Origin of the sequence: Pseudomonas sp. ICMP 10191 (assembly GCF_001467335.1) — a bacterium.
GTDB lineage: Bacteria > Pseudomonadota > Gammaproteobacteria > Pseudomonadales > Pseudomonadaceae > Aquipseudomonas > Aquipseudomonas cerasi.
In genome coordinates this window covers 138208-153744 of the sequence record NZ_LKGW01000113.1, presented here as the reverse complement: position 1 = coordinate 153744, position 15537 = coordinate 138208, and the positions used below count along the sequence as shown (strand labels likewise).

Annotated in this window: 13 protein-coding genes and 1 pseudogene; 10 read left to right on the top strand and 4 right to left on the bottom strand. The window is 60.0% G+C overall.

What is annotated here, in order from left to right; all coding sequences use genetic code 11:
- Positions 1-167 precede the first annotated feature (167 nt).
- The gene (locus tag AO388_RS29375) at positions 168-323 is read right to left on the bottom strand and encodes a hypothetical protein (protein WP_002554798.1); all 156 of its coding nucleotides are present in this window, start codon (positions 321-323) and stop codon (positions 168-170) included.
- A 100-nt stretch (positions 324-423) separates the two neighbouring features.
- Entirely contained in the window at positions 424-765 is a 342-nt protein-coding gene (locus AO388_RS15500; RefSeq protein WP_003363486.1) for a hypothetical protein, read from the bottom strand.
- A gap of 233 nt (positions 766-998) precedes the next feature.
- On the opposite strand from AO388_RS15500, the gene rapA reads away from it, so the two are divergent.
- Positions 999-3845: an RNA polymerase-associated protein RapA gene (gene rapA / locus AO388_RS15495; RefSeq protein ID WP_003363488.1), complete on the top strand. Its 2847-nt coding sequence runs from the start codon at positions 999-1001 to the stop codon at positions 3843-3845.
- A gap of 361 nt (positions 3846-4206) precedes the next feature.
- Positions 4207-6498, top strand: a complete 2292-nt coding sequence (locus AO388_RS15490; RefSeq protein ID WP_058416689.1) for a putative bifunctional diguanylate cyclase/phosphodiesterase — start codon at positions 4207-4209, stop codon at positions 6496-6498.
- Positions 6499-6648: 150 nt separating this feature from the next.
- Here the strand turns inward: AO388_RS15490 and AO388_RS15485 are convergent, their stop codons facing one another.
- Positions 6649-6954, bottom strand: coding sequence for a DUF2288 domain-containing protein (locus tag AO388_RS15485; protein ID WP_003393364.1), 306 nt, complete (start codon positions 6952-6954; stop codon positions 6649-6651).
- On the opposite strand from AO388_RS15485, the pseudogene AO388_RS29635 reads away from it, so the two are divergent.
- The 8 genes and pseudogenes from AO388_RS29635 to AO388_RS15450 form a co-directional block, all read left to right on the top strand.
- Positions 6953-7204 (top strand): annotated as a pseudogene (locus AO388_RS29635) (hypothetical protein); the annotation flags it as partial. The gene AO388_RS15485 and the pseudogene AO388_RS29635 overlap by 2 nt on opposite strands.
- Before the next feature lie 75 nt (positions 7205-7279).
- The gene (locus AO388_RS15480; RefSeq protein ID WP_003431160.1) at positions 7280-8404 is read left to right on the top strand and encodes a branched-chain amino acid ABC transporter substrate-binding protein; all 1125 of its coding nucleotides are present in this window, start codon (positions 7280-7282) and stop codon (positions 8402-8404) included.
- A 227-nt stretch (positions 8405-8631) separates the two neighbouring features.
- Complete coding sequence (gene livH / locus AO388_RS15475; RefSeq protein WP_058416688.1) at positions 8632-9555, top strand: high-affinity branched-chain amino acid ABC transporter permease LivH; 924 nt, start codon at positions 8632-8634, stop codon at positions 9553-9555.
- On the top strand, positions 9552-10817 hold the full coding sequence (locus AO388_RS15470) for a high-affinity branched-chain amino acid ABC transporter permease LivM (RefSeq protein ID WP_003363501.1): 1266 nt from the start codon (positions 9552-9554) through the stop codon (positions 10815-10817). The genes livH and AO388_RS15470 overlap by 4 nt, the downstream gene beginning before the upstream one ends.
- Positions 10814-11581 carry a high-affinity branched-chain amino acid ABC transporter ATP-binding protein LivG gene (gene livG, locus AO388_RS15465; protein WP_003314434.1) on the top strand — a complete coding sequence of 256 codons (768 nt, stop codon included), beginning with the start codon at positions 10814-10816 and terminating at the stop codon, positions 11579-11581. Before AO388_RS15470 ends, livG begins: the two co-directional genes overlap by 4 nt.
- Positions 11582-12283, top strand: a complete 702-nt coding sequence (locus AO388_RS15460) for an ABC transporter ATP-binding protein (protein ID WP_002554807.1) — start codon at positions 11582-11584, stop codon at positions 12281-12283. It abuts the gene before it with no gap.
- Positions 12284-12538: 255 nt separating this feature from the next.
- Complete coding sequence (locus AO388_RS15455; RefSeq protein ID WP_003363504.1) at positions 12539-13219, top strand: COG3650 family protein; 681 nt, start codon at positions 12539-12541, stop codon at positions 13217-13219.
- A 97-nt stretch (positions 13220-13316) separates the two neighbouring features.
- A complete protein-coding gene (locus AO388_RS15450) occupies positions 13317-14930 on the top strand; it encodes an NAD(P)/FAD-dependent oxidoreductase (RefSeq protein WP_003431164.1) in 1614 nt (537 codons plus the stop codon).
- Positions 14931-15058: 128 nt separating this feature from the next.
- On the opposite strand, the gene AO388_RS15445 is transcribed toward AO388_RS15450, so the two are convergent.
- Positions 15059-15523, bottom strand: a complete 465-nt coding sequence (locus AO388_RS15445; RefSeq protein ID WP_003363510.1) for a glycine zipper 2TM domain-containing protein — start codon at positions 15521-15523, stop codon at positions 15059-15061.
- Positions 15524-15537: the final 14 nt, after the last annotated feature.

Sequence of the window (15537 nt, the reverse complement as noted above, 5' to 3'; positions counted from 1 at the left end):
ACCGAAGTCGCCCCAAGTGCCTTGCGTGCTCATTGAATGCATGCAGGCGCGTGTCCGCCCACAACGCATTCGATGGAACAAGATTAAGGCAGCGAACATAACGGCGAGTTGATCCAGATCAGCTGTTACTGAACCAGACTGATCAGATCAAGGGTGTGGCGGCTGGATCAGCGTTTTTTGGGCTTTTTCTTCGGTTTTTTGCTGCTCAATGGCATCGCCTGTTCGAAGGCGTTACGCACTTCATTGAGGCGCTTGTCATTCAGATCGTGGATACGCTTGGCGCGCTCGGCACCCAGGTCGATCAATTGTGCATCGTCGCTCATGGCTTGCGGTTCTCGAACACGGGAAATCAGGGCCAATAATGCTCAATCGCAGCGGCCCTGACCAGTCCCGTGACCAGTACAGCCCTGGGCGGTGCAGCGATCAGATCTGGATATCCACCCAAAGCCCCTGGCGCGGCTCGTCGTCGATGAGCGGTACAACGGGTACGGTGTTGTCGGCGTTCAGCGAATCACCCGGGACGACCAGCCCGACGTATTCCTCGGCTTCTCCGCCGCCATGAGCCTGCTGCTGTTGCTGCTGGCGCTGTTGCTCTTCACGCAACAGCAACGCGCTGCGTTCAGTATCTTCATTGCGCAGGTCGATGGAGGTCTCGCTGGAGCTCTCCTGTACCGGCGCTACAGGTGGAATGTCCGGCATGCGCTTGGCCGGATCCAGCTGTGATGTCACAGGCACCACACTTAACGGAAGCATAGGTTGCAGCATGGTTTTATCTCCTCTTACCGGGGTTTCGGCCGTGCACGAGGCAACTTGAACCGGGCTGAAAGAGCCAGTGGTGGTTTATAAGATCTTTTTTGACCCCTCTCAGTGAAATAAGTGTCATGGAACCAAAAATTCGATAGGTTCCGGCGCTGACCATGAGTTTTTTCACGCTGCCTTTGGCCTTCGGGGCGTGTTCCGTTAACATACTCAGCTTTTTCAAGCGGGAGACAGGCAGCATGGCGCAGCAGTATCAACCGGGGCAACGCTGGATTAGTGACAGCGAAGCCGAGCTGGGTTTGGGCACCGTTCTGGCACAGGACGGCCGCTTGTTGACCGTGCTCTATCCGGCCACTGGCGAAACACGTCAGTACGCACTGCGTAATGCGCCGCTGACCCGCGTGCGCTTCTCCCCTGGCGACGTGATCACGCACTTCGAAAACTGGAAAATGACCGTTCGCGAAGTCGACGATGTCGATGGTCTGCTGGTCTACCACGGCCTGAACGCGCAGAACGAACTGGTCACGCTGCCGGAAACCCAGCTGTCGAACTTTATCCAGTTCCGCCTGGCGACCGACCGTCTGTTTGCCGGCCAGATCGACCAGTTGTCATGGTTCTCGCTGCGCTACAACACGCTCGAACACACCAGCCGCCAATTGCAGTCCTCCCTGTGGGGCCTGGGTGGCGTGCGGGCACAGCCTATCGCCCACCAGTTGCACATCGCTCGCGAAGTCGCGGACCGTATCGCGCCGCGCGTTCTGCTGGCCGACGAAGTGGGTCTGGGCAAAACCATCGAAGCCGGTCTGGTCATCCATCGCCAACTGCTATCGGGCCGCGCCAGCCGCGTGCTGATTCTGGTCCCGGAAAACCTCCAGCACCAGTGGCTGGTGGAAATGCGTCGCCGCTTCAATCTGCAGGTCGCGCTGTTCGACGCCGAGCGCTTCATGGAAAGCGATGCCGGCAACCCGTTCGAAGACACCCAGCTCGCACTGGTCGCCCTGGAATGGCTGGTCGAAGACGAAAAAGCCCAGGACGCCCTGTTTGCGGCAGGCTGGGACCTGATGGTGGTTGACGAAGCGCACCACCTGGTCTGGCACGAAGACAAGGCCAGCCGCGAATATTCGCTGGTCGAACAACTGGCCGAAGTCATTGCCGGCGTACTGCTGCTGACCGCGACGCCGGAACAACTGGGCCAGGACAGCCACTTTGCCCGTCTGCGCCTGCTGGACCCGAACCGTTTCCACGACCTCAAGGCCTTCCGCGCCGAGAGCGAGAACTATCGCCCGGTGGCTCAGGCCGTTCAGGAGCTGCTCGACAAGGGCAAGCTGTCTGCCGAGGCGCAGGAAACCATTCACGGCTTCCTGGGTGCCGAAGGCGATTCGCTGCTGGCCTCGGTGAATACCGGCGACGAAGAAGCCAAATCGCGTCTGATTCGCGAACTGCTGGACCGTCATGGCACCGGCCGCGTGCTCTTCCGCAACACCCGTGCCGCCGTGCAGGGCTTCCCGGAGCGCAAGCTGCATCAATACCCGCTGCCCTGCCCTGTCGAATACCTCGAACTGCCGGTCGGCGAGCACGCCGATCTTTACCCTGAAGTCAGCTTCCAGTCGCAGTCGGAAGTCAGCGAGGAAGAGCGCTGGTGGCGCTTTGATCCACGCGTCGACTGGCTGATCGATACCCTGAAAATGCTTAAGCGCGTCAAGGTGCTGGTCATCTGTGCCCATGCCGAAACCGCCATGGACCTGGAAGACGCGCTGCGTGTGCGTTCCGGTATCCCCGCCACGGTTTTCCACGAAGGCATGAACATCCTCGAGCGCGACCGAGCCGCGGCCTACTTTGCAGACGAAGAGTTCGGCGCCCAGGTGCTGATCTGTTCGGAAATCGGCAGCGAAGGCCGCAACTTCCAGTTCTCCCACCATCTGGTCCTGTTCGATCTGCCGTCGCACCCGGACTTGCTGGAGCAGCGTATCGGGCGTCTGGACCGGATCGGCCAGAAGCACACCATCGAGCTGCATGTCCCGTTCCTGGAAACCAGTCCGCAGGCCCGCCTGTTCCAGTGGTATCACGAAGCGCTCAATGCATTCCTCAACACTTGCCCGACCGGCAACGCCCTGCAGCATCAGTTCGGCCCGCGCCTGCTGCCGTTGCTGGAAAGCGGTGATGACGACGAGTGGCAAACCCTGATCGATGAAGCCCGCAGCGAACGCGAGCGCCTGGAAAGCGAACTGCATACCGGTCGCGACCGTTTGCTGGAACTCAATTCCGGCGGCGCAGGCGAAGGCGAAGCGCTGGTCGAAGCGATCCTCGACCAGGACGATCAGTTCAGCCTGCCGATCTACATGGAAACCCTGTTCGACGCCTTTGGCATCGACAGCGAGGACCACTCGGAAAACGCCCTGATCCTCAAGCCGAGTGAAAAGATGCTCGACGCCAGCTTCCCGCTGGGCGACGACGAAGGCGTGACCATCACCTACGACCGTAATCAGGCGCTGTCCCGCGAGGACATGCAGTTCATCACCTGGGAGCACCCGATGGTGCAAGGCGGCATGGATCTGGTGCTGTCCGGCTCGATGGGCAACACCGCCGTGGCACTGATCAAGAACAAGGCGCTCAAGCCGGGCACCGTTCTGCTCGAACTGATCTACGTCAGCGAAGTGGTTGCGCCTCGCTCGCTGCAACTGGGGCGTTATCTGCCGCCTGCTGCGCTGCGCTGCCTGCTTGACCCCAATGGCAACGATCTGGCCAGCCGTGTGTCGTTCAATACGCTCAACGATCAGCTCGAAAGCGTGCCCCGTGCCAGCGCCAACAAGTTCATCCAGGCACAACGCGACCAACTGACCCCGAGGATCAACGCGGGCGAAGAGAAAATCACGCCGAAACACGCAGAGCGCGTCGCCGAAGCTCAGCGTCGCCTGGCAGCCGACACCGAAGAAGAACTGGCCCGCCTGACGGCATTGCAAGCGGTCAACCCAACCGTGCGCGACAGTGAACTGGTGGCTCTGCGCACGCAACGTGAACAGGGTCTGGCCATGCTTGAAAAAGCGGCCCTGCGTCTGGAAGCGATCCGGGTACTGGTCGCAGGCTGAGGGCTGGTCACACACCCGCCCGTCATGCCCATGCCCCGCATGGGCATGACGCTCTTGCTCACGCTATGACGCGGAGCGTCATGAAAGGCATTCCCACGCTGGAGCGTGAGGAACGATGTGTCCCGTAACCACGCCCCTGCTCCGCGATATCCGCAACAACCCCTATCGTGCCCATGCTCCGCGTAGGCATGCCTTTCCGGACGCTCTGCGTCCTCTAAACAATAAGCACCAAACACGCCAGCCATCACTTTGATGCCAAATTGGCACCTCGTGCATTTGCAGGTTGTAAACAGCTTCTATACTCAGCTTTGAACGCCAGGCTTTCGGCCTTGGCGGCCTTGCAGTGAGATAAGGGCAAGCTATGGATTGGCTGGGTTTGAACGTATTCGCTGGCCCACCAGCGGACGTGCAATTATTGATCGACTGCAGTCACAACCTGTTTCTGGTCGCGCTGGCTTACGGCGTGGCCTGTGCTGCGTGCTTTGCCACGCTGGACATTGCGGACCGTGTCATCCAGGTCGACGCCCTTAAAAGCCGTCGCCTCTGGAAGGCGCTGGGCGCGTTATGCCTGGCCGGTGGCGTGTGGGCGATGCACTTCATCAGCATGCTGGCGTTCCAGGCGCCGCTCAAAATCACTTATGACCTTTCCATCACGCTGATTTCCCTGCTGATCGTACTGGTTACCGCACTGGTGGCCATGCGGGCGCTGACCATCCCGGAGCTGACCCTGAGACGCTGCCTGACCAGCGCGGTGGTGATGGGGATCGGCATCAGCGTCATGCATTACCTCGGCATGTCAGCCATGCGCTCTACCGCTACGCAGTACTACGAGCCGCGGATGTTCGCCCTGTCGATCCTGGTCGCGGTTCTTTCCAGCATTGCGCTGCTGACCCTGTCCCGGCACTTGCGCCAGTACCACGGCATGTTTCATCAGATGTTCCGTTATGCGGTCAGCCTTCTGCTGGGCGCAGGCCTGCTGACCATGCACCTGATGGGCATGAAGGCGCTGCGGCTGGTGATACCCGAAGGCATTGAGCTGCACGTCCCCAGCACTGAAAACAGCCAGCAACTGGGGCTTACCATCGCGGCCATCGCCCTGCTGACCATCGCCGGCAGCATCAGCGCGGCAATGGCCGACAAGAAACTGCAAGGCAAGGAGCATGATCTGCAGCGGGTCAATGCACTGCTTACCCAGCTGGATCAGGCACGCGTTTCGCTTCAGCAGGTTGCGCATTACGACCCGCTGACCAACCTGATCAACCGCCGCGGGTTCAATCAGATCTTCGCCGAGAAGCTGCAGGAGCATACCTTCAACAAAGGCATGCTTGCGGTGATGTTTCTGGACATCGACCACTTCAAGCGCATCAACGACAGCCTGGGCCATGATGCGGGTGACGAGCTGCTCAAGGTGATCGCCGAGCGTATCCGCAGTGCTACCCGTACCCAGGACGTGGTGGCGCGTTTCGGCGGCGATGAATTCTGCATCCTGCTGAGCATTCCGGACTACGAAGAGGCCCGCCATCTGGCTCATCGGGTCATGCAAAAGATGAAGGAGACCATCGCGCTGGCAGGAAGGCGCATGGTCATGACCACCAGCATCGGCATTGCCGTATTCCCGCGTGACGGTGAGACCTGCGATGAGTTGCTCAAGCACGCAGACCTTGCGCTGTACCAGTCAAAGGACAAAGGGCGCAACGGCGTCAACTTCTTCAATCCGGCCCTCAAGACCAAGGCCAGTCTGGAGCTGCAACTGGAAGAAGAACTGCGCAATGCCCTGCGCGAGGGAACGGGGCTGCAGGTGTATTACCAACCTATCGTCGACATGCGCACCGGCCACGTTGCCAAGCTCGAGGCGCTGGTGCGCTGGAATCACCCGCAGCACGGCTTGCTGGTACCCGCACGCTTCATCGGCATCGCCGAGGCCAACGGCCTGATTGCCGAACTGGATAACTGGGTGCTGCGCCGCGCCTGTCACGACTTGCGCACTCTGCATCAGGAAGGGCTGGAAAAGCTGATCATCTCCGTCAACTGCTCAGCGCTGACGCTGGGCCGCAACGAATTGGTCGAAGAGGTTGAGCGGGCGCTGGCCGATGCTGACGCAGCGCCTGGACGGCTGGAACTGGAAGTGACCGAAAATGCCCTGATGGGCAACATCAGCAACACTATCCTGATGCTCAAACACATTCGCAGCCTGGGTGTTTCCCTGTCGATCGACGACTTCGGCACCGGTTACTCGTCGCTCGCCTATCTCAAGCGGCTGCCGCTGGACACGTTGAAGATCGACCGATCGTTCATTATCGACATCCCCCAGTCCCCGCAGGACATGGAAATCGTTCAGGCAATCCTTGTCATGGCGCATACGCTGCGCTTGAAAGTCGTGACCGAAGGCGTCGAGACCCAGGATCAACTGGAGTTTCTCAGGCAGTTTGGCAGTGATTACGTACAGGGTTATCTGTTCAACAGGCCCCAGCCGCTGGAGCGCATCCTGCCTCTTGCCAGACAGATGAACCAGCGCGAGCCCACGACCCGCTGGTCTGCCCTGCCACAACAGCACAGCCAGGGGCAAGACAGCGAAACACCAGACATTCCGGATGTGTTTGCCGAACTGCCTGAAAATGACGACTTCGCCAGTCCCAGACCTGTTCGTACCTGAAGGAGCAGCGCAAGGCTCCATCGTCAAAAGAAACAGTGCAGCCCGCAGAAACCGCCACCTTAACGGTGTGGTTTTACGCTACGCGGGCTGCCGAAGAGTTACCTTCCCACTCACTCCGGAAAACCGCAAGGCACCTGACTGGTGCGCAAATCAATCCTGCGCCCTATTTTGAATCAAAACCCAAGGTGCCACTACCACAGCCCAGAGCAGCGGATCTGTCTCCACCAGCTCAAGCGCCTTGGTTTCAGACACCTTGCCAACCCGCCCCTCTGCCAGCCACGCAGACACCCTGGCTGCATCATTTTCGGCCACTGCCTCGGCGACTTCGATCAAATCCAGAGGCAACTCGACCCACAACAGGGCACCCTTGGCAAAGAATGGTTGCAATTCAGTCCAGGTGATTGAGGCCGTTTCGCCAAGCAGTTTGGCATAGAGGGTGCTAGGTTCTTGCGTCATGGGTTTCACCAAAAAGAAAATCGGCGCAATCATACCGCTGACTTTCCCACCGGCAAGCCCAGAAGCAGGCGATTTATCGCAGGGAAGTGCAGATAACCTTATGGATCTGAAGTGATTTCAGACACTCAAGCGGTTCGATTCTGTAACTTTCTTTCGATTAAGCGACACCCACAGGTTTGTCCCCAGACGCCCGGCTTTCCAAGCCAGCGAACCGCGCTCTAAACTGTTCCGGTACAGTTGGCGGCGTGGGACAACCGGTGATCGAATCGGTCCTGGAGCCTTGGCCATCAGGATTATAAAAACTACAACGCAAGAGTGGAGCATCATGACTAAGGGTACCAATAAGCTTTCAAGGCTGTTTGCCGCACTGGTTATGGCGGGGGTTGCCAGCCATTCGTTCGCAGCTGACACCATCAAGATCGGCATCGCCGGCCCCAAGACCGGCCCTGTCGCCGAATACGGCACCATGCAGTTCAATGGCGCCAAGATGGCCATCGAGCAGATCAACGCCAAAGGCGGCGTGGATGGCAAAAAGCTCGAAGCCGTCGAATACGATGATGCCTGCGATCCGAAACAGGCCGTTGCGGTCGCCAACAAAGTGGTCAACGACGGCGTTAAATACGTGGTCGGCCACCTCTGCTCCAGCTCCGCTCAGCCAGCGTCCGACGTTTACGAAGATGAAGGCATCATCATGGTGACCCCGGCTGCCACCAGCCCGGAAATCACCGCGCGCGGCTACAAACTGGTGTTCCGCACCATCGGTCTCGACAGCGCCCAGGGTCCGGCCGCTGGCAACTACATTGCCGACGTCGCCAAGCCGAAAATCGTTGCAGTCATCCACGACAAGCAGCAGTACGGTGAAGGCATCGCGACAGCCGTCAAGCAGACGCTGGAGAAAAAAGGCGTCAAGGTTGCCTTGTTCGAGGGCATTAACGCTGGCGACAAGGACTTCTCGTCGCTGATCGCCAAGCTCAAGCAGGCCAACGTCGACTTCGTCTACTACGGCGGCTACCACCCTGAGCTGGGCCAGATCCTGCGTCAGTCCAAGGAAAAAGGCCTGAACGCCAAATTCATGGGCCCTGAAGGCGTCGGCAACGAGTCGATCTCGCAAATCGCGGGCGATGCTTCGGAAGGCCTGCTGGTCACCCTGCCGAAATCCTTCGACCAGGACCCGGCCAACCAGGCGCTGACCGAAGCCTTCAAGGCCAAGAGCCAGGATCCGAGCGGCCCGTTCGTGTACCCGTCCTACTCCGCCGTGCAGGTCATTGCTGACGGCATCGCTGCCGCCAAGTCCGAAGACACCGCCAAGGTGGCCGCTGCCATCCATGCCGGTACCTTCAAGACGCCAATGGGCGAGCTGAGCTACGACGAAAAAGGTGACCTGAAGAACTTCCAGTTCGTGGTCTACGAGTGGCACTTCGGCAAACCCAAGACCGAAGCCGCCAAATAAGCTGCTTGCATCAACCCTCAAAGCCCACTGCCAGCGCAGTGGGCTTTGTTTTACGAATCCAGGCCCGTACGCACGTTTCGGCGACCCGAACGGCGTGCACGAGGCCCCCTGAAAATCTTAAAACCGTCAACAGCGGTTCCCTGGCAGCGCAACAGGCTACGCATCCACAGAATGCCACCCCGGCGCAGGTCAGAGAAATGCAGATCAGGTTTTTAGGAGCGCGGTAAATGCCCGAGTTATTCCACTACATGCAGCAGCTGGTCAATGGCCTGACCATTGGCAGTACGTATGCATTGATCGCCATCGGTTACACGATGGTGTACGGCATCATCGGAATGATCAACTTCGCCCATGGCGAGGTGTACATGATCGGTTCCTATGTAGCTTTCATGGCACTCGCCGGCTTGGCGATGCTGGGGATTCACAGCCTGCCGTTGCTGATGATTGCCGGTTTTGCCGCTGCGATCATCGTGACCAGTGCCTATGGATACAGCATCGAGCGTGTGGCCTACCGTCCGTTGCGCAACAGCAACCGTCTGATTCCACTGATTTCTGCCATCGGCATGTCGATCTTTCTGCAGAACTCGGTCCAGCTTTCCCAGGGCTCGGGCAACTTCGCCATCCCCAACCTGCTACCCGGCAGCCTCTCGTTCGGGCCCGGTGGCGCAGAGGAAGTGCTGATTTCCTACATACAGATCGTGGTGTTCCTCGTCACCCTGGTGGCCATGACCGGCCTGACCCTGTTCATTTCCCGCTCGCGAATGGGCCGCGCCTGCCGCGCCTGCGCCGAGGACATGAAGATGGCCAATCTGCTGGGCATCAACACCAACAACATCATCGCCCTGACCTTCGTGGTCGGTGCGGCACTGGCCGCTGTCGCCGCCATGCTGCTGAGCATGCAATACGGCGTGATCAACCCCAACGCCGGCTTCCTCGTCGGCCTGAAAGCCTTCACGGCTGCAGTACTGGGCGGTATCGGTTCGATCCCGGGTGCCGTGCTCGGTGGCCTGGTGCTGGGCGTCGCCGAAGCCTTCGGTGCCGACATTTTTGGTGATCAGTACAAGGACGTCGTGGCTTTCGGCCTGCTGGTCCTGGTGCTGCTGTTCCGACCGACCGGCATTCTGGGTCGTCCGGAGGTTGAGAAAGTATGAGCAAGTCCTTCAAACAGGCGCTGTTCAGCGCCGCACTGGTCTGGGCCGTGGCCTATCCGGTGTTCGGTCTGAAACTGGCCTTTTCCGGCGTCACCCTGCAAGTGCAGAACGCCAGCCCGCTGACCCTGACCATCATTGCCGTGTGTTCGGTCCTACTGTTTCTGCGCGTATTGTTTGCCGAGCAGATCAGCGGCCTGCGTCGCGGCTCCGACAAGCCGCTGATCCCGCAAAAGACCAGCGACTTCCTGACCCAGCCGAAAACCCAGCGCTGGGGCCTTGCGGCGCTCATCGTGCTTGCGTTCATCTGGCCATTTTTCGGGTCGCGCGGTGCGGTGGACATTGCCACGCTGATCCTGATCTACGTGATGCTCGGCCTCGGTCTGAACATCGTAGTCGGCCTGGCAGGTCTGCTTGACCTGGGCTATGTCGGTTTCTATGCGGTCGGCGCCTACAGCTATGCCCTGCTGTCGCACTACTATGGACTCGGTTTCTGGATCTGCCTGCCGATCGCGGGGTTGATGGCGGCGCTGTTCGGATTCCTGCTGGGCTTTCCGGTGTTGCGTCTGCGCGGCGACTATCTGGCTATCGTGACGCTGGGCTTCGGCGAGATTATCCGTATCTTCCTGCGTAACCTGACCGATATCACCGGCGGCCCGAACGGCATCAGCAACATCGAAAAGCCGACCCTCTTCGGTCTGACCTTCGAGCGCAAGGCCGCTGAGGGCATGCAGACCTTCCATGAGTTCTTCGGCCTGCCGTACAACTCGATCAACAAGGTCATCTTCCTCTACCTGATCGCCCTGCTGCTGGCACTGGCAGCGTTGTTCGTCATCAATCGCCTGCTGCGCATGCCGATCGGCCGGGCCTGGGAAGCCTTGCGCGAAGACGAAATCGCCTGCCGTGCACTGGGTTTGAACCCGACCGTGATCAAGCTCTCGGCGTTCACCCTTGGCGCTGCGTTCGCAGGTTTCGCAGGCAGCTTCTTTGCCGCGCGTCAGGGCCTGATCACCCCGGAATCGTTCACCTTCATCGAGTCGGCAATCATCCTGGCCATCGTCGTGCTGGGTGGCATGGGCTCGCAATTGGGTGTGATCCTGGCAGCCATCGTGATGATCCTGTTGCCCGAGCTGATGCGTGAGTTCAGTGACTACCGCATGCTGATGTTCGGCGCGCTGATGGTGCTGATGATGATCTGGCGCCCACAAGGCTTCCTGCCGATGCAGCGCCCCGAAATGAAATTGAAAGCGGAGCAGTCGAAATGAGCCGCCCATTACTGCAAGCCACTGGCTTGAGCATGCGTTTTGGCGGCCTGCTGGCGGTCAATGGCGTTGCCCTGACCGTCAATCAGGGGCAGGTCGTATCGATGATCGGCCCCAATGGCGCTGGCAAGACGACAGTCTTCAACTGCCTGACCGGTTTCTACCGGCCAAGCGCGGGCACGATTCTGCTGGACGGTGAGCCGATCCAGGGCCTGGCTGGCCATCAGATCGCGCGCAAGGGCGTGGTGCGTACGTTCCAAAACGTGCGCCTGTTCAAGGAAATGACTGCCGTGGAAAACCTGCTGGTTGCCCAGCACCGGCATTTGAACACCAACTTCCTGTCCGGCCTGTTCAAGACGCCCGCGTTCCGCCGCAGCGAACGTGAAGCCATGGACTACGCCGAGCACTGGCTTGAGGCGGTCAACCTCCGGGAGTTCGCCAACCGCCCTGCCGGGACGCTGGCCTACGGTCAGCAACGCCGCCTGGAAATCGCCCGCTGCATGATGACGCGCCCGCGCATTCTGATGCTCGACGAACCGGCGGCGGGTCTGAACCCCAGAGAAACCGATGATCTGAAGGCGCTGATCGGCGTGTTGCGCAGCGAGCACAACGCTACGGTCCTGTTGATCGAGCACGACATGAAACTGGTAATGAGCATTTCCGACCACATCGTGGTGATCAATCAGGGCACGCCTCTGGCCGATGGCACGCCGGAACAGATTCGTGACAATCCCGATGTGATCAAAGCCTACCTGGGGGAAGCGTAAATGCTGCAGTTCGAAAACGTTTCCACCTTCTACGGCAAGATCCAGGCGCTGCACAGCGTCAACGTGGAAGTGCGTCAGGGTGAAATTGTCACCCTGATCGGTGCCAACGGTGCCGGCAAGTCCACCCTGTTGATGACACTGTGCGGCTCACCACGCGCCCACAGCGGCAGTATTCGCTATATGGGCGAGGAACTGGTCGGGCTGGAGTCGTCGATCATCATGCGCAAGAGCATTGCCGTGGTGCCGGAAGGCCGTCGGGTGTTTGCGCGTCTGACCGTTGAAGAGAACCTGGCGATGGGCGGCTTCTTCACGGAAAAGGCTGATTATCAGGAACAGATGGACAAGGTCCTGCAGCTCTTTCCACGCCTCAAGGAACGCTTCAATCAGCGCGGCGGCACCATGTCCGGTGGCGAGCAACAGATGCTGGCCATCGGTCGAGCACTGATGAGCAAGCCCAAGCTGTTGTTGCTGGACGAGCCTTCGCTGGGTCTGGCGCCGATCATCATCCAGCAGATTTTCGAGATCGTCGAACAGCTGCGCCGCGATGGCGTGACGGTGTTTCTGGTCGAACAGAACGCCAACCAGGCCCTGAAAGTCGCCGACCGCGCCTACGTACTGGAAAACGGCCGCGTGGTCATGCAAGGCACAGGCGAAGAACTGCTGGTCGATCCGAAAGTGCGGGACGCGTATCTGGGCGGGTAAGCGCACGCCACGCCCCAATAGGCCGAAACGGTTTGCAGGAGCGAACCGGGTGACGCTTCGCTTGTTCGCGAAGGCGTTCGTTTAAACGATGTATTTTCGTCGAACAAAACGGCCCTTTCGCGAACACGTTCGCTCCTACCGTCAGCGTCAAACCTGAACGATAGTCAAAGCCACTGCTCGCGCGATAAGCATCCCGACCCTTGTGATGCACCTCCAGTCTGAGTAACGTGGCGGCACTTGTCTGGAGACCACATCATGTTCGCTGCCCGTTCCGTCCTCGTATTTGCTCTTCTACCGCTGTTTGCCGGGTGTCAGTTGCTCGGTAAACAGGCCGAGGAACCGAAGGTTTCCACGGCGGGCATGCTCCGTATGCAGGGCGACCTGACCGGAGAAAACGGCCAGCTGCTGTTCAAGCCGTGTAACGAGCAGCGTCGCTACGTGGTCAAGGATCGCGGCAACACCGGTATTCTGCAGGAAGCGGCCTCGCTGGCGGACAGCAAGGGCACGGTGTTTGCCGATCTGCGCGGCAGTTTTGCTGCGAGCAAGGCGGCCAACAGTGACGGACAGCTGGACCTGCATCAGTTGTACCGCGTCGAACGTCCCGGCCAGGCCTGTGAAGACCTCAATTTCAAACGCCTGACATTGCACGTCAATGGCAACAAGCCCGCCTGGAACGTCAATGTCAGCGGCAAGGGCATGGTTCTGGAGCGCGAGGGCGTTGCCCCACTGGCGTTGCCCTACGTGGAAGAGAAGCTGCCGGACGGCAGTTTCAGCATCAGCAGTGAAGCCAACAACCAGCGCATCGAGATCTGGGTCGCGCCACAGCGCTGCGTCGACAGCGTCGACGGCTCGGTGCAACACCTCACCGCAGAGCTGCGCATCAACGGCCAGGCCCAGCGTGGCTGCGGTTATTACGGCGGTTCGCGCGACGACTGATCGCCCAGGCTCGCCGCCAAAGGGGTTCAGCGCTTATAATCGCCGGTTCTTGTAGTGCTGTCGGGCTGAACCTGCGGCCCGAAAACTGGACCCCTTAATGTTACGAATCACCGAACTCAAGCTGCCGATCGATCATCCGGAAGAAGACCTGCGCGTTGCGCTCTTGAAGCACCTGGGTATCGACAGCGGCGAACTGCTGGACTTTACCCTCTTCAAACGCAGTTACGACGCGCGCAAAAAGTCTTCCGAGCTGTGCTTCATCTACACCATCGACTTCCAGGTCAAGGATGAAGAGGCACTGTTGCGCAAGCTGGCCAATGACCGCCACGTCGGCCCGGCACCTGATGTCAGCTACAAAGTCGTCGGTCACGCTCCCGAGGGCCTGACAGAGCGTCCGATCGTCGTGGGTTTCGGACCCTGCGGCATTTTTGCCGGGCTGCTGCTGGCGCAGATGGGCTTCAAGCCGATCATCCTCGAGCGCGGCACCGAAGTTCGCCAGCGCACCAAGGACACCTGGGCACTGTGGCGCAAAAACGTGCTCAACCCCGAATCCAACGTGCAGTTTGGCGAGGGCGGTGCCGGGACCTTTTCCGACGGCAAGCTTTACAGCCAGATCAAGGACCCGAAATTCATTGGCCGCAAGGTGCTGCACGAGTTCGTGAAGGCCGGCGCGCCGGAAGAAATCCTCTATGTCAGCAAGCCGCATATCGGCACGTTCCGCCTGACGGGCGTGGTCGAGAACATGCGCCATCAGATCGAAGCACTGGGCGGCGAAGTGCGCTTTCAGCAGCGCGTGACCGACGTGATGATCGAGGATGGCCAATTGCTGGGCGTGCAGCTCGACAGCGGCGAGCAGATCGAGTCCCGGCACGTGATTCTGGCGCTGGGCCACAGTGCCCGTGACACCTTCCGCATGCTGCACGGCCGTGGCGTGTTCATGGAAGCCAAGCCGTTCTCGGTGGGCTTCCGCATCGAACACCCGCAATCGTTGATCGACCGCGCGCGACTGGGCAAATATGCCGGTCACCCGAAGCTCGGCGCAGCCGATTACAAACTGGTGCACCACGCCAGCAACGGCCGCTCGGTCTACAGCTTCTGCATGTGCCCTGGCGGCACGGTCGTGGCAGCCACATCAGAGCCCGGCCGAGTGGTCACCAACGGCATGAGCCAATACTCACGCAACGAGCGCAATGCCAACTCGGGCATCGTGGTCGGTATCTCGCCGGAACAGGACTACCCTGGCAGCCCGCTGGCCGGTATCGAGTTGCAGGAGCGTCTGGAATCCCACGCGTATCTGCTCGGCGGCAGCAGCTACGAGGCTCCGGCGCAACTGGTCGGCGACTTCATTGCAGGCAGGGCCTCGACCGCTCTGGGCAGTGTTGAACCGTCCTACAAGCCGGGCGTGAAGCTGGTGGACCTTGCCGAGGCCCTGCCCGCCTTTGCCATTGAAGCTATTCGCGAAGCGTTGCCTGCGTTCGACAAGCAGATCAAAGGCTTCTCGCTGCACGACGCCGTGCTGACCGGCATCGAAACCCGTACCTCGGCACCGCTGCGCATTACCCGCGGGCCGGCGCTGCAAAGCCTGAACACCAAAGGCCTTTACCCGGCCGGTGAAGGCGCTGGCTATGCGGGCGGGATTCTCTCGGCTGGCGTGGACGGCATTCGGGTGGCTGAAGCGCTGGTGCGCGACATGCTGGGGATCGAGGGCTGACCCCAGGAAACAGGGCGTTCGATACATCGTCTTCGTGAGCAATGGGCATGGTATTCACGCCCATTTACGCCTGGCAATAAAAAACCCCGAGCATTGCGGCTCGGGGTTTTGCTGTGCGGTGTTGCGGATCAGTGAGTAACGCGGCTGGTGCCGTTGACGCTCATGATGCGCACACGCTCGCCGACCCGGAAAATCTCGTTTTCCTGAACCTGCTGCACGTAGGCACGCATGCTGCCGTCATCCTCACGCACGGTGATTTCGACACCTTGCGTACGGGTCAGGCCTTCCTCGGTCGCCGAACCCAGCAGGCCGCCGGCCACTGCGCCGATCACCGCTGCCACGATACTGCCGCGACCGCCACCGATAGCGCTGCCGCCCACACCACCAACGACTGCACCTGCCGCGCCGCCGATCGGGGTCTTGGTGCCCTCGATCTTGACCGGACGCAGGGATTCGATCGTTCCCATGCGAACTGTCTGTACGGTCCTGGCCTCGTCACGGGAGTAGGAATCACCGGTCAGATTCGAGGTACAGCCGCCCATCATCAGTGCCATGGCAGTGAACGAAGCAACCAGAAGAGCAGACTTGCGCATAAAAGGAATCTCCA

Excerpts from the sequence above, each read along its gene's own strand:
- AO388_RS15455 (WP_003363504.1), top strand. The coding sequence starts at position 12,539 with ATGTTCGCTGCCCGTTCCGTCCTCGTATTTGCTCTTCTACCGCTGTTT.
- AO388_RS15480 (WP_003431160.1), top strand. The coding sequence starts at position 7,280 with ATGACTAAGGGTACCAATAAGCTTTCAAGGCTGTTTGCCGCACTGGTT.
- livH (WP_058416688.1), top strand. The coding sequence starts at position 8,632 with ATGCCCGAGTTATTCCACTACATGCAGCAGCTGGTCAATGGCCTGACC.
- AO388_RS15470 (WP_003363501.1), top strand. The coding sequence starts at position 9,552 with ATGAGCAAGTCCTTCAAACAGGCGCTGTTCAGCGCCGCACTGGTCTGG.
- AO388_RS15460 (WP_002554807.1), top strand. The coding sequence starts at position 11,582 with ATGCTGCAGTTCGAAAACGTTTCCACCTTCTACGGCAAGATCCAGGCG.
- livG (WP_003314434.1), top strand. The coding sequence starts at position 10,814 with ATGAGCCGCCCATTACTGCAAGCCACTGGCTTGAGCATGCGTTTTGGC.
- AO388_RS15490 (WP_058416689.1), top strand. The coding sequence starts at position 4,207 with ATGGATTGGCTGGGTTTGAACGTATTCGCTGGCCCACCAGCGGACGTG.
- AO388_RS15450 (WP_003431164.1), top strand. The coding sequence starts at position 13,317 with ATGTTACGAATCACCGAACTCAAGCTGCCGATCGATCATCCGGAAGAA.
- rapA (WP_003363488.1), top strand. The coding sequence starts at position 999 with ATGGCGCAGCAGTATCAACCGGGGCAACGCTGGATTAGTGACAGCGAA.
- AO388_RS29375 (WP_002554798.1), bottom strand. The coding sequence starts at position 323 with ATGAGCGACGATGCACAATTGATCGACCTGGGTGCCGAGCGCGCCAAG.
- AO388_RS15445 (WP_003363510.1), bottom strand. The coding sequence starts at position 15,523 with ATGCGCAAGTCTGCTCTTCTGGTTGCTTCGTTCACTGCCATGGCACTG.
- AO388_RS15500 (WP_003363486.1), bottom strand. The coding sequence starts at position 765 with ATGCTGCAACCTATGCTTCCGTTAAGTGTGGTGCCTGTGACATCACAG.
- AO388_RS15485 (WP_003393364.1), bottom strand. The coding sequence starts at position 6,954 with ATGACGCAAGAACCTAGCACCCTCTATGCCAAACTGCTTGGCGAAACG.